The organism is Streptomyces sp. NPDC002206 (genome assembly GCF_053593595.1).
In genome coordinates, this window is record NZ_JBSFCW010000049.1 from 1 (window position 1) to 26173 (window position 26173).

The following is a 26173-nucleotide window of genomic DNA, read 5'->3' on the forward strand; positions in this document are numbered from 1 at the left end:
GCCGGGGGGGGGGCCCGGGGGGGGGGTCTGTGGGGGGGGGGGCCCCCCCCGGGGGGGGGCGCCGCCCCTCCATGTCAGGTCGGTGAGACCGGACCCGCGTCCGCCCATGGTGTCGGGATGGACCCCATGGCTTTCGGCAGCCCGGAGCAGGTCGCCGCCCAGAAGCGGCACTCGACCTCAGTGCAACCCTCGGGTTGCGGCTGGAGGGCTTGATGTGCAACTCTGTGGTTGCATCCAATGGCGGCGATGAAGGAGTCCCCTCATGAGCGAACAACGGATCGAGCGCGAAACCCTGATCGCGGCACCCCTGGAGCGGGTCTGGTCGCTGGTGACCGAACCCGGGTTCTGGGTGGCGGACCCGGCGAGCCTCCACGGCACCGTGGCCGAGGAAGGCGAGTCGGTGCTGGCGAAGAACGCCGAGTACGGCGAATTCCCGGTGCGCGTGGAGAAGGTCGAGCCGCCGACGTACGTGGCGTACCGCTGGGCCAGTGCATTCCCCGGGGAAGAGCTGCGCGAGGACAACAGCACCCTCGTGGAGTTCACGTTGACCCCGGAAGGCGACAAGACCAGGCTCCGTGTCGTCGAGAGCGGTTTCGAGGCGCTGGCCGGGTCCGAGGAGCTGCGTGCCCAGGCACTGAAGGACAACAGCGGCGGCTGGCCACAGGTGTTGGACGCGTTCAAGAAGCGTGTCGAACAGTCATCCGCGTGACGGACGGACGCCGCAGCCCCGGCGAAGCGGTCGACAGCGTTCTCGGCGCGCTGGCTGACCCGATGCGACGTCAGCTGCTCGATCTGCTCGCCGCGCAGGGCGAGGTCAGCGCGACGACGCTCGCCGAACGAGTGCCCGTCTCGCGGCAGGCGGTGGTCAAGCACCTCGCCGTCCTGGACGCCGCCGGACTGGTTTCCGGCAGACGGGTCGGGCGCGAGGTGCGGTACGCGGTGCGGCCCGCGGCGCTGGACGCGACGGCGCGGTGGATGGCCGCGCTCGCGGCCGACTGGGATCGGCGCTTGGCGCACATCAAGCGCGTCGCTGAGACGGCGGAGCGGGACTCGCGCTAGTACTGCGGCGCGGCGTGCGCCGGAACGGTCCGGATGGGGGCACCGGCCCGACAGGGGGCCGGATGCCCGGGCCACGGTTGCCGTCCTCGAACGCCGGACGGGCCGGATCGGCGCCGGTCACGGCGGATGGGGGGTGGCGGTCACGCGTGACGTGGCCGCCGGCCCCCGCTGGGTCAGGGCAGCACCAGGATCGCGTCGCCGACCGGGCGCTCGCCCGCCGCGTCGGACGGGTGGTTGATCATCTTGTCGTCCACGACCATCGTCGTCGAGCCGCCACCGTCCAGGTTGACGGCGCTCTCCATACCGAGGGAGTCGGCCACCGCGGCACTCTCCGCGATGGACAGACCGAGGCTGTCGACCGCGCGGCCGTCGACCGTGGCCAGCATGATCCGGCCGTGCCCGTCCACGCCGGCGATCGTGCGCGGGTTCCGCTTGGCCGCCCAGCCGTAGTAGAAGCTCGGGTCGCCAGGCCGGACCATGCCGTCGGCCTGCGGCGTCACATGGGGACGGCCGTCGCGGACGAGTTCCGGGCCGCCGTTGACGGCCATCTGCGGGATGCGGGCCGGTCGTCCCCGCTGGTCGGTCAGGCGGCCGCTGACGGCGAGGCGGGCGCCCGGCACGGCCATCGCGCGCAGGGCGGCGGCCTCGGTGCCGGTGCCCTGGACCGAGCGGGCGCCGACCGGGAGCGCACCGCCGCGGGGCTCGCGGACCTCGGTCACCCGGCCTGTAAGCCCTTTCCGGGATCGGATGCGCTTCGAGCCGGGTCCGATCCGGTCCGCGAAGGTTCCGGCAACGGTCCTGTCCTCGGTCGCCCGCCGCGCCGGACGGGAGCGGCCGTCACGTGGGGCAGGGGTACCGGCCGCCCCGCAGACGTCCGTCCCGCTCGTATGCTCGGTTCATGACCGATCTTCAGCGCGGACGCCCGACCACCAACTCCATGCGGCGCGCTCTCAAGCGGGCCCGTGACGGGGTCGCTCTCGATGTGACCGAGGCCGCCGTCCTGCTCCAGGCATGCGGCGACGATCTGACGGACCTCGCCGCGTCCGCCGCCCGGGTGCGGGACGCGGGCCTCGAAGCCGCGGGCCGGCCGGGCGTCATCACGTACTCGCGCAAGGTCTTCATCCCGCTGACCCGGCTGTGCCGCGACAAGTGCCACTACTGCACCTTCGTCACTGTCCCCGGCAAGCTCCGCAAGGCCGGGCACGGGATGTTCCTGTCGCCCGACGAGGTGCTGGACATCGCCCGCAAGGGCGCCGCGATGGGTTGCAAGGAAGCGCTGTTCACGCTCGGCGACCGGCCCGAGGACCGCTGGCCTGAGGCGCGGGAGTGGCTGGAGGCCGAGGGTTACGACGACACCCTGGCGTACGTACGGGCCATGGCGATCCGGGTCCTGGAGGAGACCGGACTCCTCCCGCACCTCAACCCCGGCGTGCTGACCTGGACCGATCTGCAGCGGCTCAAGCCCGTCGCCCCCTCCATGGGCATGATGCTGGAGACGACGGCCACCCGCCTGTGGTCCGAGCCGGGCGGCCCGCACCACGGCTCCCCGGACAAGGAGCCCGCGGTGCGACTGCGGGTGCTGGAGGACGCGGGCCGTTCCAACGTCCCGTTCACCACCGGGATCTTGATCGGGATCGGTGAGTCGTACGAGGAGCGCGCCGACTCCCTCTTCGAGCTCCGCAAGACCGCCCGCGCCTACCACGGCATCCAGGAGGTCATCGTCCAGAACTTCCGCGCCAAGCCCGACACGGCGATGCGCGGGATGCCGGACGCCGAACTGGAGGAGCTGGCCGCGGCCATCGCCGTGGCCCGCCACATCCTCGGCCCGTCCGCCCGCATCCAGGCCCCGCCGAACCTCGTCGACGCCGAGTACGCGCTGCTCATCGGCGCCGGGATCGACGACTGGGGCGGTGTCTCGCCGCTCACCCCGGACCATGTGAACCCCGAACGGCCCTGGCCGCACATCGACGAACTCGCCGCGAAGACCGCCGAGTCGGGCTTCGCACTGCGCGAACGGCTCACCATCTACCCGGAGTTCATCCAGCGCGGCGAGCCGTGGCTCGACCCCCGCCTCCTCCCGCACGTCCGGGCGCTGGCCGACCCGGAGACGGGTCTCGCGAAGGAAGGGACGATCCCGGCCGGGCTGCCCTGGCAGGAGCCCGACGAGGGCTTCAACGCCTCCGGCCGTACCGATCTGCACCGGACCATCGACACCGAGGGCCGCACCGGCGACCGTCGCGACGACTTCGACGAGGTGTACGGGGACTGGGAGGCGCTGCGCGAGGCCGCCGCGCCCGGGATGATCCCGTCCCGGATCGACACGGATGTGAAGTCCGCGCTGGCCACTGCCGCCGACGATCCGACGAAGCTCACCGACGACGAGGCACTCGCCCTGCTCCACGCCGACGGGCCGGCTCTCGACGCGCTGTGCCGGATCGCCGACGAGCTGCGGCGGGACGTGGTCGGTGACGACGTCACCTACATCGTCACGCGGAACATCAACTTCACCAACGTCTGCTACACCGGCTGCCGCTTCTGCGCCTTCGCCCAGCGGCGCACGGACGCCGACGCGTACACCCTGTCGCTGGACCAGGTCGCCGACCGGGCCGCGCAGGCGTGGGACGTCGGCGCCGTCGAGGTGTGCATGCAGGGCGGTATCCACCCGGACCTGCCCGGCACCGCGTACTTCGACATCGCGCGCGCGGTGAAGGAACGCGTGCCCGGCATGCATGTGCACGCCTTCTCGCCGATGGAGGTCGTCAACGGTGCCACCCGCACCGGGATGTCCATCCGCGACTGGCTGACCGCCGCGAAGGAGGCCGGGCTCGACTCCATCCCCGGCACCGCCGCCGAAATCCTCGACGACGAGGTCCGCTGGGTCCTCACCAAGGGGAAACTGCCGACGGCCACCTGGCTCGACGTCATCAGGACGGCCCACGAGGTGGGACTGCGATCGTCGTCGACGATGATGTACGGCCATGTCGACCAGCCCCGCCACTGGCTCGGCCATCTGAGGACCCTGGCCCGCCTCCAGCAGGAGACCGGTGGTTTCACGGAGTTCGTGACACTGCCGTTCATCCACACCAACGCCCCCGTCTACCTCGCGGGCATCGCCCGGCCGGGCCCGACCGACCGCGACAACCGGGCCGTCACCGCCATGGCCCGGCTCCTCCTGCACCCGCACATCACCAACATCCAGACCAGCTGGGTCAAGCTCGGTACGGAGGGCGCGGCCGAAATGCTGCGCTCGGGCGCGAACGACCTGGGCGGCACGCTGATGGAGGAGACCATCTCCCGGATGGCGGGTTCGAGTTACGGCTCGTACCGGTCGGTCCGGGACCTGGTCGCCATCGCGGAGCTGGCGGGCCGGCCGGCGAAGCCGCGTACGACGCTGTACGGGGAAGTGCCGCAGGAGCGGGTGACGGCCGCCGCCGCCTCGGACGGGCACTTGCCGGAACTCCTGCCGGTCCTGTCGGACTGATCCGTGGTTCCGGTGCGCGAGCACGTTGCGAGCGAGACGTTGCCACGGCCCATGGGCGACTGTTGTCCCGCGGTACGGAAATCCCCGGAGATTGCCGTTCAAAAGTGACCGCGAGAGCCACTCCGTACATACCGTTCCGGTCCTCAACCGGCCGTTCCCCGTTCGATTACAGTGCTGCGGAGTCGGAGCTGCGCAGCCGTACGAGGACGGGGAAGGGGCACGGTGAGCACAGGAGCCACAGCTGTCTGGGGCCGTGTCGAACAGCAGGACTTCCGCAGCCGGGTACGTGGCTGTCTGCTGGGCGGTGCCATCGGTGACGCGCTCGGTGCGGCCGTCGCCGGTCTCTCGCTCGAAGAGATCCGCGCGGCCCACGGCGCCGACGCCGTCACCGACTTCGTCCCCGTCCACGGCAGACGCGGCGCGGTCACCGCGGTCACCCAGCTCAACCTGTTCACCGTCGACGGGCTGATCCGCGCCCAGGTCCGCCGCGACACCGGCGCCTGGCACCCGCCCACCGATGTGTACCGTGCCCATCTGCGCTGGGCCGCCACCCAGCACGACTGGGGGCCCGACGAACGCCGCCAGGAGAACGGCTGGCTCGCCCAGGAGGAGTGGCTGTACGCACGCCGCGCCCCCACCCGGGAATGCCTCACCGGATTCGGCGACGCCACGATGGGCACCCTCGACCGGCCCAAGAACCCCACCGCACGCGACTCGGCGGCCCTCACCCGGTCCGCCCCGTTCGGACTGCTGGTCGGGTGGGAGCCGCAGCTCGTCCTCCAGCTGGCCGTCGAATGCGCCGCCCAGACCCACGGCCACCCCACCGCCCTGCTCTCCGCGGGTGCCCTCGCCGTCATGGTGCACGGCCTGGCCCGCGGCGAGACCCTGGACGGTGCCGTGCAGCACGCCCTCGCGCTGCTCGCCGAACGGCCCGGCCATGAACAGGTCACCGAGGCGGTCAAGCAGGCCCTCGGCTCCGTACGCCAGGGGATCCCGGGACCGGCCCTCATCGAGGCGCTGGGCGACACGGACTCCGCCGAGGAGGTGCTGGCCGTCGCTGTGTACTGCGCTCTGGTCGGCGAGGACGTGCGGCACGGGCTGCGGCTCGCGGTGAACCACGGCGGCCCTTCCGCGGCCACCGGGGCCCTGTGCGGGGCCCTGCTCGGCGCGCTGCACGGCGAGACCGCGCTGCCGCCGGCCTGGCTCGCCGAACTGGAGGGCAGGGCCACCCTCCTCGAACTCGCCGACGACTTCGCCATGGAGATGACCCAAGGTCCGGCCCTGCACAGCCCGTCGGCCGCCGCACCGGGCTGGCTGACCCGCTACCCGCGCGGGTGACCACCGCGCTCGCGGGCCGAACCACGGAGCACCTACGAGGGGCGGGGTACGGACACCGCCGTGTCCGTACCCCGCCCCTCGGCTCTGTGCGGGCGGGTCAGTCCTTCATGCCCTCCGCGACGGTGGTGTCGCCGGCACCGGCTTGCGCCGGAATCGTCGCGCCGGTCGACGAACCGTCGTCGTCCGTGTTGATCTGCTCGATCAGCGCGTCGCGCTCCGGGGTGTCCTCCGGCTTGATGAAGCCGATCGCGATGTAGAGCACCAGCGAGATCGCCAGCGGCAGCGCCACCTGGTACTGGAGCGCGACAGTCGTCTTCACCGAACCGTCGAAGTTGTAGTTGGTGAAGTAGAACGCCAGCAGACCCGCAGCCCAGCTGACGAGTGCCGCCGTCGGACCCGACTTACGGAACCTGCGCAGCAGGCCCAGCATGAACGGGATCGCGATCGGACCCATCAGACCGGCCACCCACTTGATGACGACGGAGATGATGTCCTTGAACGTCGGCGAGTTGATCTGGGTGGCGAGCGCCATCGACAGACCGAGGAAGCCGAGCGTGGACACTCGGGCCGCCAGCAGACCGGTGCGGCTGCTCCAGGTGCGGGCCGACTTCGAGAGGACCGGGGCGATGTCCCGGGTGAAGACCGCCGCGATGGCGTTGGCGTCCGAGGAGCACATGGCCATCGTGTGCGAGAAGAAGCCGACGACGACCAGACCCAGCAGGCCGTGCGGCAGCAGCTGCTCGGTCATCAGGGCGTAGCTGTCGGAGGCGTCCGGCTTCTGGGCGTGGACCAGCAGCGGGGCGCACCACATCGGGAAGAACAGGACCGTCGGCCAGACCAGCCACAGAATGGCGGAGAGCCGGGCGGATCGGGTTGCGGAGGCGGCGGAGTCCGTGGCCATGTAGCGCTGGGCCTGGTTCCACATGCCGCCGTTGTACTCGAAGGTCTTGATGAAGAGGTATGCCAGCAGGAAGGTCACCGTGTACGGGCCCGCCGTGGGGTCGGTGTGGCCCTCGGGCAGCTTGTCCCAGACCGTCCACAGCGTGCTGAACCCGTCGAGCTTGGCCATGGCGGTGACGAGCATCGCGATCCCGGCGAAGAGCTGGATGATGAACTGCCCGAGCTCTGTGAGCGCGTCGGCCCACAGTCCGCCGACCGTGCAGTACACGGCGGTGATGCAGCCGGTGATGAAGATGCCCTGGGAGATCGAGATGCCGGTGAAGACGGAGAGCAGGGTGGCGATGGCCGCCCACTTGGCGCCGACGTCCACGATCTTCAGCAGCAGGCCCGACCAGGCCAGCGCCTGCTGCGTCTGGATGTTGTAGCGGTTCTTGAGGTACTCGAGCGGCGAGGCGACGTGCAGTCGCGAGCGCAGCCGGTTGAGCCGGGGTGCGAAGAGCTGGGCGCCGATGCCGATGCCGATGGCGATCGGCAGCGACCAGGTCACGAACGACGTGACGCCGAACTGATACGCGATACCGGCGTACCCGGTGAACATCACCGCGCTGTAGCCGGACATGTGGTGCGAGATGCCGGACAGCCACCACGGCATCTTGCCGCCGGCCGTGAAGAAGTCACTGACGTTGTCCACACGCTTGTGGGACCAGAGTCCGATCGCGATCATCACGCCGAAGTAGCCGATGAGCACGACCCAGTCGAGACTGTTCATGTGCCCCCTCCTGGGGTCCGCCTTATGAACGGGGTTACGCACTTCGTCAGTACGGCCGCCCAGCGGGGCCCCGTGCGGGAGCGGGGATATCGGGGATTGAACCGCCTGTTCGGTACCTCGGTCAAGGTTTTTCGCGATCAGGGATGTGAACGCCAATCAGTAAGTCGAACGATTTTACTTGTTCTTGACTCGCGGGGGCGTTGTCGTGAACGTGACGGCGGCCACACGATGAGCGGGCACTTCGTCAGGCTGTGCAGAGCAATCACGAGCAGTGGAGAGCGCAGAAAGACCGCACGGGATGCGGGTCCCGTGCGGCCGAGAAGGAGGAGAACTGCCCTTAACGACAGCGGATCAGCGCATCAGCTCGCCGGCGTTGACCAGCAGGGACTGCCCGGTGATCGACCGGGCGCGGTCGGAGGCCAGGAACACCGCGGCCTCCGCCACGTCGCCGTCCGTGGCCAGCTCGGGCAGTGCCATCCGTTCGGCGAGCCTGCCGAGCACGTCGGCCTCCGGTATGCCCTCGGAGTGTGCGGTGAACCGGACGTACGCCTGCACCGGCGGGCCCCACATCCAGCCGGGCAGCACCGTGTTGACCCGGATCCGGTGCGGACCGAACTCCCGCGCCATGGAGTACATCGCCGAGGTGAGCGCGCCCTTCGACGCCGCGTACGCCGCCTGCCGCACCTGGGACGGTGCGGCGACCGACGACTGCGTACCGATGACGACCACGGAGCCGCCCCGCTCCTTGAGGCCGGGCAGGCAGGCGCGCGTCATCCGCAGCGTGCCGAGCAGATTGACGTCGAGCACCGACCGCCAGGTGGCGAGGTCGGCGTCCTCGACGCCGCCGAAGTGGCTGTCCCAGGCGGCGACATGGACCACCGCGTCGATCCGCCCGAACCGCTCCAGTGCCAGCGCGGCAAGCGCCTCGCACTGTGCTTCGTCGGTGATGTCGGTGGCCAGATGGGCGGTGTGCCGGCCCTCGGGATCGATCTCGGCGGCCGACTTGGCGAGCCGCTCCGCGGTGCGCGCCCCGAGGACCGCACTGCCGCCGTCCCGTACCACCGTCTCCGCGATCCGGTGCCCCAGTCCGGCCCCGACCCCGGACACCACGACGGTCTTCCCCGCGAGCAACATCGGTGCCTCCCGGCCCTGGCAGTTTTCCTGACGGGGCGTCAGAGTAGGACGCTGTGGCGGAGTGCGGAAGGGGAATGGCATGAGCGACGGGACACGCAGCGACACGTACGCCGAACTGGCCGCGCTGGGGCCGTACGGAGTCCATCCCGGCCACGCGCTGATCACCATGGTGGAACCGCGCCCGGGCCATGAATACGCATACAACAGATGGTACGAAGACGATCACTACTACGCGGGCGCGATGGCGATGCCCTGGATGTTCGCCGGGCGGCGCTGGGTGGCCACCCGGGAGCTCCAGGAGCTGCGCTACCCGGAGAAGTCCGCGGTCGCGCAGCCGGTCGGTGCCGGGTGCTATCTGTCCACGTACTGGGTGACGGACGGCCGCTACGACGACCACATGAAGTGGACCGTCGGGATCAACAAGCGGCTGAACCGGGACGGCCGGGTCTACCAGGACCGCACCCATGTGTTCACCGCGTTCCAGGACCACGAGGCGACGGTCTACCGGGACGGCGCCGCAGGTCCCAGGGACTATCACGCCCTCGACCACCCGTACCGCGGACTGGTGCTCCAGGTGATCGACGCCGAAGGCGCCGGACAGCGGGCCGAGCTGCTGGAGTGGCTGCGCTCCCGGCATCTGCCGAAGCGGCTCGGCGGCTCACCGGCGGCGATGGTGACCGTCTTCCGCCCCACGCCGCTGCCGGGCGACCGGATGACCTATGTGAAGCAGGTCGAGGGCGTCGACACCCGGCTGACCCTGCTCTGGTTCCTCCAGGAGGACCCACGGGACTGCTGGGCGGAGCATTTCACCGGGCTCGACGCGGCGGTCGCGGAATCCGGCCTGGGCCGGGTCGAGCTGGTGGCGCCGTTCATTCCGACCGTGCCCGGCACGGACCGGTATGTGGATCAACTGCGTTGACCGGATCTGCTGGAGGAGCCCCCTCGGCCGGGACGGCGGACCAGTCGAGAGGGCTTCCGGCGGCACCGACGTCGGTGCCGCACCCCGGTCTGTGGAAGGGCATGGGTCAGGCGTCGACGGAGCCCTTCGCGATGTCGGAGACGAAGGCGTTCCACGCGCCGGGCACAAACGTGATCGAGGGGCCCTCGGGGGCCTTCGAGTCACGCACCGCGATCGCCTGGGCGAGAGGGGACCTGACCTCGATGCAAGCGCCGTTACCCCCGGAATACGACGACTTCGTCCAATTGTCCGTAGCACCCTGACGAATAGCCATGTTCACTCCGGTTCAGAGAGTTGTGTGAGAGGTGCCAACCGCAAAACCTGTTGGCGTGATCGACGCTACTCGCCAACATCGTTGCGTGAAGGCGCCGTTCACTCGACCGGATGGCATATTCCATTCGGGCCTTCCGCTTTGATGTGGCGACGGTGTACCGTGCCGTCGCCCCACCCGTAACATCGCTCCTTTTCTCGCATAACGGACTTTGCGGAATACCGGCTCCGGGCTGCCGTTCGGTCGGCATTCGGCCGGTGTTCAGCCGTTGCTCACTCGCTGCTCAGCCGGGCGTACTTCTTCGCGATGTCGGCGATGAAGTGCCGGGTCTGCTCCACATTCAGCGCCTGCGCCCGCAAGTGCTCATACATGACGCTGTATCGCTGCACATCATTCGCTTTCTCCAGATAGAGATCGCTGGTGACGCCCTCGATATAGACCACGCTGGAGTCCGCGGCGTCCGGGAATTCCAAAATGGCGTACTGCCCGTTGATGCCCGGATGTGCACCCATCTCGAAAGGCAGCACCTGCACGGTCACATGCGGCAGGTGCGACAGCTCGACGAGCTGCTCCAGCTGCTCGATCATCACCTGCCGGCCACCGACCTGCCGGCTCAGCGCGGCCTCGTCGATGACCGCCCAGAGCCGCAGCGGATGTTCCTGGTCGGTGATCCGGTCCTGGCGCCGCGCACGGACGCTGACGCGCTTGTCGATGTCGTTCGGCGGCGCCTCCGGAAGCGCGCCGTTGATCAGCGCCTCGGCGTAGCTCCGGGTCTGCAACAGGCCCGGGACGACCTGGGGTTCGTACACCCGCAGCGACTCGGCGTCGGTCTCCAGGCCGATGTAGACGCTGTACGGGATGTCGCCGAAGGCGTGCCACCAGCCCTGCTGGCGGGAGTCCTTGGCCATCTGCATGAGCGAGTCGACGATCCGGTGGTCCTCGACCTCGTACACCCCGCAGAGATCGCGGACGTCGCGCTGACTGATGGACCGGCGGCCGTTCTCCAGGCGGCTGATTTTCGACTGCGAGACCAGCAGCCGCTCCGCCACCTCCTCGGCCGTCATGCCCTTGAGCTCGCGCAGGCGGCGCAATTCCTGCCCCAACCGGCGTCGCCTGACGGTGGGATTGACGTTGGTCGGCACGGAAACGGCACCTCCGGCTGTGTAGCTGTGCGTATCTACTGCTCAGCAGATTGCCACCCATGGGTCGGGTCGCGCTGGGAAATGGCCACACGCAGGCGCGCGGGGCAGCCGGTGGACCGGCTGCCCCGCGCGTGGTGCGGCTCCCGAACCGGGTCTTGGGGACGTCGGCGCGGCGGTATTCGGTTGTCCCGTCGGTGCGGTGCGGTCCGCTGCCCTAATGGGCCGCGGTGTGCACCATGCTGTCGCGGCGTGACTGCGACTGCACTTGCGGTTGCAACGGCGCTCCCGCCACCTGGTTGCGGCGCGGCTGTGCGACCGCCCCGTTCTGGACGTCCATCACGGCGTGCGCCACGAGGCCGCCCATCGGGTCGTGTCTGATCAGATCCCGGAGCCGGGAGCGCGACGAGCGCCCCTCGTTCCCGGGGTAGAGGTGCTTGCCGAGTCCGACCGCGTGGGCCAGTGCGGCGAGCGCCGCGGTCCGCGGGTCCGGCGGTACGCCGGTGCGGATCGCACTGTCCAGCCGGGATCTGATCTCCCGGCTGATTGCCGTGTCCGTCGCCTGGTAGCGAGTCGTCGGCAGCACCCCGCACATCTGTCCCGCCACGGCATGCACCATGCCGCACCGCTCCAGATGCGAGAGATAGGTCTGACGCAGCCCCAGTCGGGGCCCGCCAATCCAGTGGACGGCCCGGACCGGGCTGCCGCGTCGGCGCAGCAGTTCCAGTGCGGAGTCCAGTGTCGGATCTCCTGTCGGCCGTGGCATCACCACGGCGATACGATCCCCGTCAGGGGCTATCCGTCCTGCCAGAGCCAGCTCCACTAGCTGAGCTCCGGCGAGGCCGAGGTCGAGCGACTGCGGCTGCGCTGTGGTACCCGTGGTCGGGTCCAGAGCGAGCAGCAGAAGCTCCTCCGGAATTGTTCTGCGGCTCCTGCCCATCCATGCCTCCCCGCGTGGATGAATGACAGGGTGACCCCTCTCACATTGGTCTGTCGAGAGCGCCTGGGTGCTTTGTATGGGAACCAGTAGGTATGTCGTTCTCGTCTAGCAGCCCGGCCGAGGGTTCACACAGGACACTGGTAGCTGGTTCGGACAGTGCGGGGGGCGTCCCCGCGGCGTATGGAGGAGGCATCGGTGGCGGGCGAGTCCCCCGACAGGTCGGAGCAGCGGAAGTCGTCGGGCGCGGCTCGGAGCGAAGGCGATCCGCGGCTGGCCGTCTTCCGTGAAGCGGCAGCCGCCGCGGATGCCGGAACCGCGACCGGAACCGGCGGCAATCCGGATACGGCAACGGCGGTCTTCCGTACGAAGCCTGCGGAGGCCGGCGAGGGGCTGGACTCTCGCGAAGGCCTCGGCGAGGACCTCGACGGGTCGAGGAACGGCTCTCACGGCTCCCACGGTCCCGAGGGGGCCGAGAAGGCTCCTGAGACCCCGGAGGCGGCCTCCGCGCCCGAGGGGCCGGAGGAGTCCGAGGAGGGCGCCCGGGCCCCGGAGACGGCCGGGTCGGCCGACGAGGCGGGAACCGGGACCGCACCCGAGGAGAGCGACGCGCGGCTGCGTGCCGCGGTTGCCGCGTGGGTGGGCAAGGGCACCGCCGGCGCGAAGACGCCCGAGCGGGACGAGAAGTCCGACGACGCGGTCGCGGTCACCGAGAGCGACGACGTCACGGGGAGCGACACGCCCGAGGCCGTCGACGAGGCGAGTGACAGCCGGACGACGTCCGCCGACGCGACCCCGGACGAGCCGGACGAGCCGGACGAGCCGGACGAGCGGGTCGCGTCGGATGCGGCCACCGCCGATGCCACCGCCGATGCCGACGCCGCGGACGAGGACGAGGCCGACGAGGCGCCTGCTGAGGGTGTCGGGAAGCCTGCGGCATCCGCCGAAGCCGCGGACGAGGGCCCGGGGGAGAACGCGGCCGCGGCCGAGGACGAGGAAACCGACGACGCTGCCGACGAGGCCCGGGTCCCCGGCGCCCCCGAGGAGAGCCCCGAGGGTGCGGAGAGCGTCAAGTCGGCCGATGCCGCCGAGACCGAGCCCGCCGAGTCCTCCGAGCCCGCCGAGGGAAAGCGCGCAATCGATCAGCCCACGGCTGTCTTCAGGACGGTCCGGCCGGACCGGGTCGACCAGCCGACGACCGCGCTGAAGATCACCCCGCCCGCGTCGAAGCCGGAGCAGAAGCCTCAGCAGAAGCCGGAGACCGAGCCCGAGAGTGCCGCCGAGCGCACCAGCCGGTTCGTGCCGCTGCGCCGCGACGAAGCGCGGCCCGCCCCCGCCGTCCGCAAGCCCGAGACAGCCGCAGCCGCCCCCGCGTCGGCCGCAGCCCCCTCGCTCAGCGGCGCCGAGCGGACCCGGCAGCAGCCGATGCCACCCCGGCCGCCGCTCGACCTGCTGGCCGAGCTGACGAACACGCCTCCGCCGCCGGAGACGCCCGTCCGTACGGCCGTGCGCCGGGTCAAGATCTGGACCCCGCTCGCGGTGCTCCTGCTGATCGTCTTTGCGATCGTGCAGGCGGTGCGCCCGCTGCCGACGCCCCAGCTGCGGCTGACGGCGCAGCCGACGTACAGCTTCGAAGGCAGCAAGCCGTCACTGCCGTGGCCGAACGAGGGCCAGGGCTACATGGCGGCGACCGGCCTCGGCACAGTGGACTCGTTCGGCGAGCAGAAGGCTGTGCCGATCGGCAGTGTGGCCAAGGCGATGACCGCGTACATCGTGCTCAAGGACCACCCGCTCAAGAAGGGCCAGGCCGGTCCGTCCATCACGGTCGACGCGAAGGGGGAGTCGGACGGCAAGCTGGACGCCGCGGGCGAGTCGACGCTCAACACCGTGAAGACGGGGGACAAGCTCACCGAGCAGGAGGCCCTGTCGGCCATAATGATTCCGTCCGCGAACAACATCGCGCGGCTGCTGGCGCGTTGGGACGCGGGTTCGGAGAAGGCGTTCGTCAAGAAGATGAACGACACTGCCAAGTCGCTCGGCATGAAGAACACCACGTACACCGACCCGTCCGGACTCACCGCGACCACGGTGAGTTCCGCCGAGGACCAGGTGAAGCTCGGCCAGAAGCTGGTGGAGATCCCGGCGCTGATGGCGATCACCAAGCTGCCGTCGTGGACCGACCCGTCGGGCAAGAACTGGCGGAACTACAACACCCTCGTTCCGTACGACGGCGCCCTCGGCATCAAGACCGGCTCCACGAGCAAGGCGGGCGGCAATCTGCTCTTCGCCGCGCACAAGATGGTCGGCGACACCGACCAGCTGATCGTCGGCGCGGTGCTGGGCCAGCACAAGGCACCCATCATCGACACGGTCAACGCGGTCAGCAAGGACGTGATGGTCGCGACCGAGGACCTGCTGAAGAGCGGCAAGGTGGTCAAGAAGGGCGATGTCGTCGGCGCGGTCGACGACGGGTTCGGCGGTACCACCCCGGTCGTCGCGACCGAGGACGTGGCGGCGGTCGGCTGGCCCGGTCTGACGGTCAAGCTCGAACTGACCGACGACGGGAAGGCGCTCTCGCACGAGGCTGCCGCCGGAACCCACGTCGGCACGCTCACCGTCGGCGAGGGCTCCAGCCAGGTGAAGGTGGCGGTGGCGCTGCAGAGCGATCTGACGGACCCGTCCTTCGGCGAGAAGCTGACCCGAATCAGCTGACGCGGACGGGGGAGGGGATGCCGTTCCGCGGCATCCCCTCCCCCTTTTTTTCGGTGCCGGTACCGGCACCGGCTTCCCCTTTGCGTACGTGTTAGCGTCCCCGGACAACCGGGGAGCGCCGGACGGCGTCCTCACAGGTGATACGGAGACGGGGAACGGGGCCGGCGGAGACGGGGAGAAGCCGTAGTGACCACCGCGGAGCCGAGACCCGGCCGTGAGGCGGCCGGGAACAGCGATGTGCGAGGCGACGTGACGAGCGGCAGTGGTGGCAGCATGAACGTCCGGCTGCCTGCCCCGCGTACCCCGGAACCGTGGGCGAGGGCCACCGAACCGCCGGAACCGCCCGAGCCGACCCGCAGTCGGTGGGCCCGTACCCGGCAACTGCTGCGCCACCCCGTCACCATTGCGACGGCGGCCGCCGCGGTCACCCACATCCTCTGGTTCTTCCTCTTCGCGAACAGCGGTGGCGATCTCGCCGCGCAGGACGCCTGGGCCGAGTTCGTCGGCCGGTATCCCGGTACCGCGTACAACCTCGCCTGGTACGGGGGCATGCACCCCGTCTCGTACAGCGTGGTCTCGCCGTATCTGATGTCCGTGCTCGGCGTCCGTACGACGATGATGATCGCCGGGACGGTGTCGGCAGGGCTGACCGCGTTGATCGTGGTGCGGGTCCGGGCCGTCCGCAACCCGCTCGCCTGCTCGCTCGCCGGAGTGTTCGCGTATCTGTGCAACGCACTGTCCGGGCGGGTGACGTTCGGGCTCGGCATGATGTTCGCGCTGGGTGCGGTGGCCGCGGTGTTCTGCTGGCCGTACCGGTGGCGCCACAAGCGCTGGGCGAAGGCGGCCGTCGCCGCGCCGCTCGCCGGGCTGGCCACGGCGGGCAGCCCCGTCGCGGGTCTGTTCCTCGGTGTGGTGGCCGCCGCGCTGTTCCTGAACAAGCGGCGCCCCGGCGCGTACGCACTGGGCCTGGCGCCGGTCGTCGTCGTCGTGCTGTCGGCGTGGCTGTTCCCGTTCTCCGGTACGCAGCCGATGTCGCTCGCGACGCTGTCCCTGCCGTTCCTCTTCGCCGTTCTCGTCCTCGTCCTCGTGCCGAACGAGTGGCGCACGGTCCGCACCGCTGCCGCCGTCTACGGGGCCGGGACGCTGCTGACCTATGTGGTCGACTCGCAGATCGGCTCGAACGTCACGCGGATGGCGATGCTCTTCGCCGGAGTGGTGCTGCTCGCCGCGCTGCCGTACACCGTGCCGCGTTCGCGGCGCTGGTACGCGTTGATCCTGGCATTCGTCGGGATGAACATCTGGATCGGCTTCAAGGGCGTCGACGACATCGTCCGTACCGCCCCCGCCGCTTCTTGGACGCGGGAACTGGCCCCGCTGGTCAACGAGCTCCAGGAGGTCGGCGCGGAACGCGGCAGGGTCGAGGTGGTGCCCGCCAGCAGCCACCGCGAGGCGTCCGCGCTCGCCCCGTACGTCAATCTGGCCCGCGGCTGGAACCGGCAGGCCGATATGGAGCGCAACCCGCTCTTCTACGACGACACGCTGGACCCCGTGAACTACCGCCAGTGGCTCGACCGCTGGGCGGTGCACTACGTGGTGCTGCCCAAGGGGGAGCCGGATTCCACCGGCGCGGTGCAGGAGGCGGCGCTGGTCCAGAAGGGCCAGCCGTATCTGAAGGCCATCTGGTCCGACTCCAACTGGCAGCTCTTCGCGGTCGACAGCCCGGTGCCGCTGGCCGACCCACCGGCGACGGTGGACCAGGCCGGTGCGGGTGAGCTGACCATCCATGTGAAGCGGGCGGGCCGGGTGCTGATCCGGATCCCGTACTCGCGCTGGCTCGCCCTGGTCGACGACGAGGGCAAGAGCGTGGAGCGGCCGCAGGAGACCGAGGCGTCCAAGCAGCGCGCGGACCAGGACAGCCCGCGGACCTTCGTCAATACGAACGGTTGCCTGCTCAAGGTGGACGAGGACGAGGACGGCGACGAGTGGACGGAACTGCTCGCGCCGCGCCCCGGGGTGTACCGGCTGGCGGCCCCGTACCAGCTGTCGCCCGGTACACCGTGCCCGGAGGAGCTGCGCTGAGGAGGGCGCAGACAGGGAGCCGCAGACAAGGAGAGAGCGAGCAAATCGTGCACGGTCCCTCCCTCCGGGGGCGTTGCCCTGGCATGGTGTGCTGCCATGAGGTGCCAACGGTGCGGCAGTGAACAGCGAGGCGTGCTGCCGGGATTGGTCTGTCCGGACTGCGGATCGGTGGCCCGCTCGGCCGGTGGGGACGGTTCCTGGATCGCCCGTGAGACGCTCGCGGGCCGGGTGTCCACGCTGCCACGCAGCAGAAAGGCCCTGCTGGCGGCGGGAGTCGTGGTGGTGGCCGGCTCGCTGGTCACGGGTGCCTCACTGCTCGTTTCGGGCGGCGACGACAGCGGCCGGCATACGGGGGCGGTGGGGCGCGTGGGCGTCCCGCCGGACGGCATCGGGGGCGGCGCCCCGACCCGGATCGGCCCGTCCGGAACGGAGAGCCCGGACCCGGCACCCGCCGCCTCGGATTCGCCGTCGTCACCACCGTCGCCTCGGCGTCCGGAACCCAGCCCGTCCCGTACCCCCGAACTCCCTCCCGGTAAGGGTGGTTACACGTACACCGCCTGGGCCGGGCCCGGCTGCTCGACGGGCGAATACCACGAGCACGGCCGGTTCGAGGACGGCGACGACGGCTGGTACACGGTCGACTCCGGCGGCTACCGGGGCAGTACGTGCGACGGGCGGTTCAGCGCCGTGCCGATGTCGGGCAGCACGACCCAGGACCGGGGCAACACCGCCACCTGGTCCTGGCACCTGGGCAGCGGCTACCGCGAGTGCGCGCTGACCGTCTTCGTGCCGGACAGTGGCCGCGACCGCGATGTGGCGGGGAACCCCACTGTGTACCGGGTGCTCTCGAATCCGGATGACGCGGACTCCGCGTATACGGGCTTCGCCGTACGGCAGACCGCGCACCGCGGCACCGCCGTCGATGTGAGCAGCTACCCGGTCAAGGGCAACACGTTCGCGGTGCAGCTGATCGACCGGGGGCGCGACTGGGGTGACGCGGAACTGGTGGGCGCGCATCACGCTGCGGCGCAGTTGAGGGTGAACTGCCGCTGAGGCCGACTGCCGAGATGTCGAGCGGAACGGCAGGTGTCCGTCCGACTCGGGAGCCATAGTGGACGCATGAGCCTGACCACCGACGGAGAGCCGCCCGGCCCTGTACGGTTCTACCTTTTGTGCGATCGCCGGGGTTGCCAGGCGCGGACCGTGTTCGACATGGTCATCGCGGACCCGCCGCCGGACATCGAGTCCGACCTGTTCGGCCACGTCCTCCACAGTGCGACCATTGCCTCCCCGCACATCGAGGAGCTCGGCTGGAAGTACGTCCAACAGGAGGGCTACTGGTGCCCGAGCTGCGCCGCCCCGGGCCGCCGGCCGAGGCCGAGGGGTGTCACGTCGTCCTGAGTGGCGCAGCGCATCGCGGCACGGTTCGGCGACCACCGAAGAGTCCCGCCTCTAGCGTCGAACCATGACGACAACGACCGGCTCCACCTCCGACACCGCACCCGACTCCACCCCGGCGACCGACGACCGCGACCCCGCCGGGATTGTCGCGGACATGGTCGACCACGTCCTGACCCTCGCCGCGACCTGGACGGCCTGGGACGGGCGCCCCATCCCCGCCGACGACCGCGTCCACACCCCGCACAAGGCGATCCGCCGCGTCGCCGACCATCTGGTCGACCACCTTGCCGAGATGGAGGCGCGGCTCGCGGGGGAGGAGACACAGCCGGACCACTGGCACGCCTCGGCGACCACCACAGAGGCGGATCTCGCCCCGTTCACCGGGGCCGATCTCGACGAGGCCCGCAGCCGGCTGACCCGACTGGCCAGGATCTGGGTGAACTGCCTCGACGCGCTGACGCCCGAGCAGCTGGACCGTTCGCCCGGCGTCGGCTGGACGTTCCGCCAACTCGCCTTCCACATAGCGGAATCGACCTATTACGCGGAAGCCGTAGGAGACCTCACACCCGCCCACATGCCCGAGCGCGCCGAACGGACCCCGACACCATGACCGACTTGGCCGCCTTCACGGCATTCACTTCCCTGCACCGTGCGACGGCCGCGTCACCGTTGCTGCTCCCCAACGCCTGGGACCACGCCTCGGCGACGGCCCTGTGCGAGCAGGGCTTCCCCGCCATCGGCACCACAAGCCTCGCGGTGGCCGCGGCGGCCGGACTGCCCGACGGTACGGGAGCGACCCGCGCGGAGACCGTGCTTCTGGCCCGGCGACTGGGCGCCGGGCCGTACTTGCTCTCGGTGGACGCCGAGGGCGGGTTCAGCGACGACCCGGCCGAGGTGGCCGAGCTGGCCCGTGAACTGGCGGCGGCAGGGGCGGTCGGTATCAACCTGGAGGACGGCAGGGGCGACGGCACCCTCACCCCGGTGGAGCTGCACGCGGCGAAGATCGCGGCGGTGAAGGCCGCCGTCCCGCATCTTTTCGTGAACGCCCGCACCGACACGCACTGGCTCGGCGGCCGGGAGACGGCGACGGCCGGAACGATGGACCGGCTCGATGCGTATCAACAGGCGGGCGCGGACGGCGTGTTCGTCCCCGCCCTGGCCGACCCCACCGCGATCGCCGCACTGGTGAAGAGCCTGGAGGCGCCTCTCAACATCCTCTACTCCCCGTCCGGGCCCACGGTCGCCCAGCTCGGCGAACTGGGGGTGCGCAGGGTGAGTCTCGGCTCGCTGCTGTACCGGGCGGCGCTCGGGGAGGCGATGGCCGTGGCGGCGAACATCCGGGCGGGCCGGCCGGTGGGCGGGGACGTACCGACGTACGCACACGTGCAGAACCTGAGCGTACGTGGGCACGACCCTCGCCCGGGCTCCTGCTGAGCCAGGGCGATCAGTTGGCGAAATCGTCGCCGAAGTAGGAGATCCCGGCAGGGCCGCCGACCGATCCCGGGCCGAAGGCCGTCGATCCGGTCGCCGTGATGCCGCTGGTCCCCGTCTTGAACAGCCAGACCGAACCGACGCCGTCGTTCTCCGCGGAAGCACCGGCCACCAGTTCCGCGCGACCGTCGTTGTTGCTGTCCGTGACCCATACGGAGCCGCCGAACTCGTCACGGGCCTCGGCGGTGCCGGGGACCCCCGCCGTGTCCTGGGAGAAGCTCTTCGAGCCGGTGCCGGTCAGTCCCTTGGCCGAGCCGCGCAGCACGGTGACCGAGCCGGCCGACTGCTTGGATCCGAGGGCCTCGCCCGAGGCGCCGACGGCGACATCGGCGTACCCGTCGCCGTTGGTGTCACCTGCGGACACGCTCCACCCGAAGCGGTCGTTCTTCTCGGCGGTGCCCGGGACCGAGGCGGTGTCCTGGGTGATCCGGACAGGGGTCCGGGTGGACAGTCCGGAGGCGCTTCCGTATGTCACGGTGACCGCACCGCCCGGACCGCCGTTCGGCTCCTCGGCGGACTTCTCCATGAAGTTGCCGGTGATGATGTCCCCGTAACCGTCCTTGTCGACGTCGGCGATGGCCGCCGCGTAGCCGCCCGCGAGCTTGCTCGACGCCTTGAGGCCGGTGGAGCTGCCCTTGTAGAGGACGCTGCGGGTGGCGTACACGTTGCCGCTCTCCTGCTGGCCCATGACGAGGAGGTCGGCCGCACCGTCCCCGTTGACGTTGCCGGCGACGAGCTTGTCCGGGTAGATGCCGGTGGCGGCGACGGCGTCGATGCCGACGAGGGCAGCGGCCTTGCCGGAACGGGAGATGGGGCCCTTGAAGATGTTCAGGCTCGGGGTGGAGTTGTTGCCGGCGGCGAGGTCGGTGTGTCCGTCGCCGTCGAAGTCGCCGGCCGCCAGGGCCCAGCCGAGTTCGTTCCGGTACTTGGGCAGCGGGGACGCGATGTCGGTGCCGGTCGTGAGGCCGGTCGCCCCGCCCCAGATGACGGTGAGGACACCGAACGAGTCGGTGGAGCCGATCCGCTCGGAGTGCACGCCGACCACGAGGTCGGTGTACCCGTCGCCGTCGAGGTCGCCCGTGGTGAGCCGGTCACCGAAGTAGTCACCGGCCTCCGGAGTGCCGGGGATGCCCGCGGTGGCCTGGCTGATGACCGTGTGCTTGGACTTGTCGAGGCCGCTCTTGGTGCCGTAGACGACCGCGACGTAACCGGCCCCTTCCCTGCCCGAGATCTTGCCGATGGGCGCTGCTATGACGAGGTCGCGGTAACCGTCGCCGTTGAAGTCGCCCTGCAGCCCGGAAGGCGCGGCGGAGGCGCTGCCGGCGCCGGCGACGAGCAGCGCGCCGGTGAGCGCGGCCGCGGCGGCGGTTGCGGTGGCGATACGGAGGCTCTGGTGCATGCGGGTCTTCTTCTCCTGCGGCAGGCCGGATGCCGGTGGTACGGCATCGGAATTCGGTTGATCGATCGGCGCCGGTGCACGCGTGGACAGGCGTTCAGGCGCGTACGCGTGCACCCACGTCGCTCGGTGCAGATGAGGACTGCTGGAGAGCCCTCAGGGTTGTACGGGACAGGTGTGCCGTCACGTATCCCTCGGCCGGGCACCCCTCGGCCGGCCGGAACCCACCACCTCGGCGCGACTGTCCGTTCGTGGCATGAGCGTCTACCGGGGTCCGCGGTCCTTGAGTCCCTCGGTCGCCGGTGCACCGTCAGTGCGGTGCACACGGGAGCCGTGCACGTCGAGCACGGCCTGGAACTGCTCGCGCGCTTCGCGGACGCGGCCTGCCGCCAGGTAGGCGCGTCCCAGGCGGCTACGGATGTCCATCTCCAGCCATTCGTAGCTGGGTTCGGTGAGGGGGGAGAGCAACTGGAGCTTTACGAGGGCCTGGTGATGGAGGGCTATGGCCGCGCTCAGGTTTCCCTCGCCCTGCTCCGCGGTACCCAGCCGGGTCAGGCTGCGCGCGCAGAGGAAGATGTCCCCGGCCTGCTCGACCAGGTGGACCGCCTCGCGGAGCGAGCTCTTGGCCTCACCGTACCGGCCGAGGCGGAGATGGACGTCGGCGGCGCAGCTCAAGGGTCTGCCGAGCATGCGCGGCCTGCCGTCCGTCTCGGCATGGGTGTAGGCGTCGGCGAACCAGGCCAGCGCCTCCTCGTTCCGTTTCCCGAAATAGTGGGCGAGGCCGAGGATGACGAGTGCCATCGAGGCGACCCAGTCGCTGCGCAGTCGCTTGGCCAGGTCCACCGCCGCGGTGACATGGAGAATCGCCCGGTCACCGTCGCCCACACTCAGGTCGAGAGCCCCCAGCCCGGCGTGGGTCCGGGCCTCTTCGTACGGGTCGGGGCGGCGCCGGCCGAGGTCCAGTGCCTCGGTGAAGCAGGTGCGCGCCTCCGCGTACCGCCGTTGGTGTACGGCGGTGTAGCCCAAGCAGTTCCGCAGTGCGAGGGCCATCCGCTCGTCGGTGGCCCCGTCCACGTGGTCGAGCGCGATCTCAAGAGCCGTCTGGCACTCGTGGTAGCGGCCCTGCCGTACGAAGTAGTCGACCAGCGCCTCGGCAATCCAGCAGGCGTAGTCGGCCTCGCCGAGGGCCGCGGCGTGTCCGACGACGTCGGCGAGCTCTCCACCGGCCGCGTCCAGCCAGGCTTCCGCCTCCTGCCAGGTCGTGAAAGGTGCTCCATCGGGCTGAGGCCCGGTGGGGAAGCCGCGGGAGCCCCAGTCACTGGCGATCCGGGCCGCGTCCAGGTGGAGGCGGAGTGCGGCTGCGCGTGCGGCGGCGGTTTCGGCGGGCGTGGCTTCTGCGAGGTGTCGTGCGTGCACGCGAACCAGGTCGTGCAACCGGTAGCGGCCCGGACGCGGCTGCTGCAGAAGACTCGCGTCGACCAGGCTTTCCAGGATCTGCTCGGTGGCGTGGGGCGGCGCGTTGAGCATGGCCGCCGACGTCAGCACGTCGAACTCGACCGTCGGCGCCAGGCCCAGGGCGCGGAATGCGCGCTGCTGCTCGGGTGCGAGATGTTCGTACGACAGGGTGAAGGCCGCCTCCACGCTGCGATCCCCGACGCTCAATTCGCCGAGCCGGTGCTCGCCTGCCATGCGGCCCGCCAGGTACCCCACCGTCCAGGTGATGCGGTTCTGCAGCCGCGACCCGGCAATGCGCAGTGCCAGCGGCAGCCCGTCGCAGAGGCCGACCAGCTGCTGCGTCGCCTCCGGCTCCCTGCCCGCGCGCTCCTCTCCGATGATGTGCGCGAGCAGGGACACCGCGTCCCCGCTGTCCAGGGGCTCCAGGGTGACCCGTCGGGCGGCGTCCAGTTCGGCCAGCCGTCGTCGGCCGGCCACCAGTACCCTGCTTCCGGCTCCGGCCGGCAGCAGCGGTCGTATCTGGTCGGCGTCCAGGGCGTCGTCCAGCACGAGGAGCAGTCGCAGCGGGCTGGTTGCCGCGCGCCAGACGGCGGTGAGCTCTTCGAGGTCGCTCGGCAACTCGCCCTTGGCTGCGCCGAGCGATCGCAGCAGCCGCTGCAGCGCCTGCTCGGGCGATTGGCGGCGCTGCGTGCTGTGCGCGCGCAGGTCCACGAACAGGCAGCCGTCCGGGTAATGGGCGCTGAGCTCCCGGGCCGCGCGCACGACGAGCGCGGTCTTGCCGACCCCGGCCGTACCGTCCACCGTCACGATCGATACGGATCCGGGCGCGGAGGGCGCGATCAGCTGCGCCAGCTCGGCTTCCCGCCCGATCAGGCGGCCGGCGTCGCCCGGCAGTTCATTGACTGTGCGGCGGGGCCGGGTGGAAGGAGCGGCGGAGCGTGCCGTGGCCGGACCGAGAAGGCGTTCGTCGTCCCGGCGCAGCACCGCTTCATGTACGCGACGGAGCTCATCACCAGGATCGACCCCGAGCCCGTCGCGCAGCAGCTCGCACGTGTCCTGATAGACGGTCAGCGCCTCCGCCTGACGTTCGCTGCCGTACAGGGCGCGCATGCGCAACGCCGCCAGCGACTCGTCGTACGGACTGGACGCCGACAGGGCGGCGAGGTCGTCCAGGGCATCGGCGTATCGGCCGAGCAGAACCAAGCACTCGAGCCGTTCCACTCGAACCCTGAGCAGGCGCTCCAGCAGCCGCTGCCGTTCGACGTCGGCGAACGGTCCGGGCAGCCCGGCCAGCGGCTCGCCGACGAACAGGGCGAGTGCGGCCGACAACCGGTCCACCGCGGTGGCCGGATCACCGGACGCCTTCGCGCGCTGAGCGCCGTCGATGTGCCCGGCCAGGTCTGCCGCATCGAGCTGGACAGCGTCGGCGACGAGGCGGTACCCGCCCCCTTCCCCGCGGATCAACGAATCCGCCGGCCCGGTGCCCTCCGCGTCGAGGACCTGCCGCAACTCGTAGATGTAGCTGGGCAGTACCTTCCGGCCGGTCTTCGGTGGCTCGACCCCCCAGACCCCGTCGAGCAACTGCTCGTGGCTCACCAGGAAGCCCGGACGCAGCGCCAGCGCGGCCAGCACGGCCTGTCGCCGGACGGGTCCCAGGGACAGCTGCGCCCCGCCACGCCAGGCCCGCACCGGCCCGAGCACGGCAAGCCGGAGCCGTCGACAAGAACCCGCGCCCACCCGAAGCCTCCGCTCCGCTCCGCGCATCATCAGAATTTCATTCGCATTGCAGCGTGCGCCGCCATGGTTTGCAAGTGCCCATCGAAACCCCGGGGTTCAACCGCGGGGGAGCACCAGAGGGCGCGCTGTACCGGGCGGCGGCCGTTGGCGGGGGAAATGGCCGCCGCCCCCCGAGGAAGGAACACGGACGTGACCGTCATCGACAGGTCTCTCACGAGGTTGCTGAAACAGCGGAGGCTCTTCCTCACACGCGAGCGGAGCGATGCCGCGGAGATCGTGTACGTATGCGTGGACGACGGGCTCCCCGGTGGCTATCCGGTCGGCTACGTCATCCCGTCCCATGCGGGGACCTGGTTCGCGTACGCCCGAGCCCGCCCCGGCCGCGTCTTTGCCAACGACCAGGTGGACGCCGGACTGTTGAGTGTCGAGGAGGCCGTGCGCGCCGTCCTCGATCACGCCCGCTACGGGGACGTCCTGTTCGCCCTGGAACAGCGAGCCGGCTCCGACACCACGTACACCGCCGAGGTGCACCGGGCCCACGCCACCTGGCTCGCCGCGCTGGCCGAGCCCGAAGGCATCACCCACCTCGGCAACGGCAGGGTCCGCTTCACCGGCCCCGCCGTCGCGTATCTTCGCGGTCTTCCGGAACGCCTCGGCTGCCATGTGGACGACGAGGACCGGATCCGGGTCGCGGGGGAGTCGTACCGGTTGATCCGCGAGGCCCGGCACACCGGCGAAGCACGCCCTGAAAGAGGAATGGGATGACCGAGGCCGAGTTGGTGGCCGCGGCCCTGGCCGCGGGGGCGTCGGCGGGGATGCCTTCCCCCACGAAGTGTGGAAGCAGATCTGGTCCAACAACCCCCAGGAGCGCTTGAACAAGGAGATCAGGCGCCGGACCGACGTCGTCGGCATCTTCCCCGACCGAGGCGCCATCATCCGCCTGATCGGCGCCGTCCTGGCCGAGCAGAGCGACGAATGGACCGAACAACGCCGCTACATGGGACCCGAGATCCTCGGTCGTAGCCGCCTTCACCTGATCGAAGGAAATACCGCCGAGACAACCGACCCGGCAGCCTTCACCGCCTAGCTTCCACAGTGGATCACCGCGTGACCGTCGTTACACCACGCCACCGGACGTGACCCGGATTTCACGCTCGCCTCCTGACCCCGAGGCTCGCTTCGGCGTGCCTGAAACCAATCACCATCATGGGAGTTACCCGTGTCCAGCACCACCAGGGCGCGCACCGCGCGCCGATTGACCGCTGCCACCGCGGTCGCGTTGACAGCCTCATTCGCGCTCGCTGCCCCGGCGTCGGCACACGTCGAAGTAGAGGCAGAGGGCGCACGCGCGCTCGCCAAGAAGGTCATCGTGTCCTTCAACGCCGAGAGCGAGTCGGACACGGCCGGTATCACCAAGCTGGAGGTGGTCCTTCCCGAGGGCATCGCACCCACGGACGTCGCGTACAAGCAGGGCCCGGCAGGCTGGAAGCTCAGCGCCACCGACCGCGGGTACACCGTGTCCGGCCCCTCGGTCGCCGTGGGGAAGGATGCTGCGTACTCCGTCGTTGTCCGGCAGCTGCCGGACGCGGAGTCCGTGGCCTTCAAGACGCTGCAGGGCTATAGCGACGGTCGCATCGATCTCTGGATCGAGCTGGAGAAGTCCAGCGACGGGGGGCATGGAAATCCGGCTCCCATGCTTGAGCTGAAGGCTGCCGCAGCGGGCGCGAAACCGGTCAGTCGCACTCCCTCCGCCACAGCGACCGAATCGCCGAGCGCGGACTTCGTCGTACTCGGGATCTTGGTCGTCGCCGCAGTCGGCGTCGGGCTGTGGTGGATGCGACGCCGCGGCGACGACGAGCAGACCTCTCACACAACGCCGTGACGTCAGAGGAATTCGGACCGAAGTCCGAATGAGT

The 26173-nt window shown here is 70.3% G+C and carries 21 protein-coding genes and 1 pseudogene; 14 read left to right on the forward strand and 8 right to left on the reverse strand.

Going from position 1 to position 26173, the window contains the following annotated elements; translation table 11 throughout:
- The first annotated feature begins 262 nt into the window (after positions 1-262).
- Together ACWCP8_RS38145 and ACWCP8_RS38150 are read left to right on the forward strand one after the other, a co-directional pair.
- Positions 263-709, forward strand: coding sequence for an SRPBCC domain-containing protein (locus ACWCP8_RS38145; protein WP_352265309.1), 447 nt, complete (start codon positions 263-265; stop codon positions 707-709).
- On the forward strand, positions 706-1059 hold the full coding sequence (locus ACWCP8_RS38150) for an ArsR/SmtB family transcription factor (RefSeq protein ID WP_352265311.1): 354 nt from the start codon (positions 706-708) through the stop codon (positions 1057-1059). The genes ACWCP8_RS38145 and ACWCP8_RS38150 overlap by 4 nt, the downstream gene beginning before the upstream one ends.
- 173 nt (positions 1060-1232) lie before the next feature.
- Here the strand turns inward: ACWCP8_RS38150 and ACWCP8_RS38155 are convergent, their stop codons facing one another.
- The gene (locus ACWCP8_RS38155; RefSeq protein ID WP_451121009.1) at positions 1233-1778 is read right to left on the reverse strand and encodes a phosphodiester glycosidase family protein; all 546 of its coding nucleotides are present in this window, start codon (positions 1776-1778) and stop codon (positions 1233-1235) included.
- Positions 1779-1957: 179 nt separating this feature from the next.
- Here ACWCP8_RS38155 and ACWCP8_RS38160 point away from each other — a divergent pair, with 179 nt between their 5' ends.
- A complete protein-coding gene (locus ACWCP8_RS38160; RefSeq protein WP_352265313.1) occupies positions 1958-4540 on the forward strand; it encodes a bifunctional FO biosynthesis protein CofGH in 2583 nt (860 codons plus the stop codon).
- Positions 4541-4762: 222 nt separating this feature from the next.
- Positions 4763-5878 carry an ADP-ribosylglycohydrolase family protein gene (locus ACWCP8_RS38165; protein ID WP_451121011.1) on the forward strand — a complete coding sequence of 372 codons (1116 nt, stop codon included), beginning with the start codon at positions 4763-4765 and terminating at the stop codon, positions 5876-5878.
- A 97-nt stretch (positions 5879-5975) separates the two neighbouring features.
- On the opposite strand, the gene ACWCP8_RS38170 is transcribed toward ACWCP8_RS38165, so the two are convergent.
- Positions 5976-7547, reverse strand: a complete 1572-nt coding sequence (locus tag ACWCP8_RS38170; RefSeq protein ID WP_352265317.1) for a sodium:solute symporter family protein — start codon at positions 7545-7547, stop codon at positions 5976-5978.
- Between the two features lie 351 nt (positions 7548-7898).
- Entirely contained in the window at positions 7899-8681 is a 783-nt protein-coding gene (locus ACWCP8_RS38175) for an SDR family oxidoreductase (protein WP_451121013.1), read from the reverse strand.
- Between the two features lie 79 nt (positions 8682-8760).
- Here ACWCP8_RS38175 and ACWCP8_RS38180 point away from each other — a divergent pair, with 79 nt between their 5' ends.
- Positions 8761-9600, forward strand: a complete 840-nt coding sequence (locus ACWCP8_RS38180) for a hypothetical protein (protein WP_093776348.1) — start codon at positions 8761-8763, stop codon at positions 9598-9600.
- Positions 9601-9706: 106 nt separating this feature from the next.
- Here the strand turns inward: ACWCP8_RS38180 and ACWCP8_RS38185 are convergent, their stop codons facing one another.
- From ACWCP8_RS38185 to ACWCP8_RS38195, 3 genes are all read right to left on the reverse strand, one after another.
- Positions 9707-9913 carry a DUF397 domain-containing protein gene (locus ACWCP8_RS38185; RefSeq protein WP_451121015.1) on the reverse strand — a complete coding sequence of 69 codons (207 nt, stop codon included), beginning with the start codon at positions 9911-9913 and terminating at the stop codon, positions 9707-9709.
- A 269-nt stretch (positions 9914-10182) separates the two neighbouring features.
- Entirely contained in the window at positions 10183-11052 is an 870-nt protein-coding gene (locus ACWCP8_RS38190) for a helix-turn-helix domain-containing protein (protein WP_030974398.1), read from the reverse strand.
- 214 nt (positions 11053-11266) lie between these two features.
- Positions 11267-11989: a GOLPH3/VPS74 family protein gene (locus tag ACWCP8_RS38195; RefSeq protein ID WP_267004648.1), complete on the reverse strand. Its 723-nt coding sequence runs from the start codon at positions 11987-11989 to the stop codon at positions 11267-11269.
- A 195-nt stretch (positions 11990-12184) separates the two neighbouring features.
- Here ACWCP8_RS38195 and ACWCP8_RS38200 point away from each other — a divergent pair, with 195 nt between their 5' ends.
- The 6 genes from ACWCP8_RS38200 to ACWCP8_RS38225 all read left to right on the forward strand — a co-directional run bounded on the left by ACWCP8_RS38200 (position 12185) and on the right by ACWCP8_RS38225 (position 19612).
- A complete protein-coding gene (locus ACWCP8_RS38200; protein ID WP_451121017.1) occupies positions 12185-14698 on the forward strand; it encodes a D-alanyl-D-alanine carboxypeptidase in 2514 nt (837 codons plus the stop codon).
- Positions 14699-14884: 186 nt separating this feature from the next.
- Positions 14885-16777 carry an MFS transporter gene (locus ACWCP8_RS38205; RefSeq protein WP_352265325.1) on the forward strand — a complete coding sequence of 631 codons (1893 nt, stop codon included), beginning with the start codon at positions 14885-14887 and terminating at the stop codon, positions 16775-16777.
- 96 nt (positions 16778-16873) lie between these two features.
- Positions 16874-17830: an adhesin gene (locus ACWCP8_RS38210; protein WP_451121019.1), complete on the forward strand. Its 957-nt coding sequence runs from the start codon at positions 16874-16876 to the stop codon at positions 17828-17830.
- A 66-nt stretch (positions 17831-17896) separates the two neighbouring features.
- Positions 17897-18178 carry a hypothetical protein gene (locus ACWCP8_RS38215; protein ID WP_352265329.1) on the forward strand — a complete coding sequence of 94 codons (282 nt, stop codon included), beginning with the start codon at positions 17897-17899 and terminating at the stop codon, positions 18176-18178.
- A 64-nt stretch (positions 18179-18242) separates the two neighbouring features.
- The gene (locus ACWCP8_RS38220; RefSeq protein WP_451121021.1) at positions 18243-18788 is read left to right on the forward strand and encodes a hypothetical protein; all 546 of its coding nucleotides are present in this window, start codon (positions 18243-18245) and stop codon (positions 18786-18788) included.
- A complete protein-coding gene (locus ACWCP8_RS38225) occupies positions 18785-19612 on the forward strand; it encodes an isocitrate lyase/PEP mutase family protein (RefSeq protein WP_451121023.1) in 828 nt (275 codons plus the stop codon). Before ACWCP8_RS38220 ends, ACWCP8_RS38225 begins: the two co-directional genes overlap by 4 nt.
- Before the next feature lie 10 nt (positions 19613-19622).
- Here the strand turns inward: ACWCP8_RS38225 and ACWCP8_RS38230 are convergent, their stop codons facing one another.
- Together ACWCP8_RS38230 and ACWCP8_RS38235 are read right to left on the reverse strand one after the other, a co-directional pair.
- Positions 19623-21068 (reverse strand): FG-GAP and VCBS repeat-containing protein, encoded by a 1446-nt coding sequence (locus tag ACWCP8_RS38230; protein ID WP_352265333.1) that lies wholly within the window; start codon positions 21066-21068, stop codon positions 19623-19625.
- 261 nt (positions 21069-21329) lie between these two features.
- The gene (locus ACWCP8_RS38235) at positions 21330-24287 is read right to left on the reverse strand and encodes a BTAD domain-containing putative transcriptional regulator (protein ID WP_451121025.1); all 2958 of its coding nucleotides are present in this window, start codon (positions 24285-24287) and stop codon (positions 21330-21332) included.
- A 159-nt stretch (positions 24288-24446) separates the two neighbouring features.
- Here ACWCP8_RS38235 and ACWCP8_RS38240 point away from each other — a divergent pair, with 159 nt between their 5' ends.
- The 3 genes and pseudogenes from ACWCP8_RS38240 (at position 24447) to ACWCP8_RS38250 (ending at position 26139) form a co-directional block, all read left to right on the forward strand.
- Positions 24447-25022 (forward strand): hypothetical protein, encoded by a 576-nt coding sequence (locus ACWCP8_RS38240; RefSeq protein WP_451121027.1) that lies wholly within the window; start codon positions 24447-24449, stop codon positions 25020-25022.
- Between the two features lie 52 nt (positions 25023-25074).
- Positions 25075-25344, forward strand: a pseudogene (locus tag ACWCP8_RS38245) (transposase); the annotation flags it as partial.
- Positions 25345-25476: 132 nt separating this feature from the next.
- Positions 25477-26139 (forward strand): DUF1775 domain-containing protein, encoded by a 663-nt coding sequence (locus tag ACWCP8_RS38250; protein WP_352265339.1) that lies wholly within the window; start codon positions 25477-25479, stop codon positions 26137-26139.
- Positions 26140-26173 lie beyond the last annotated feature (34 nt).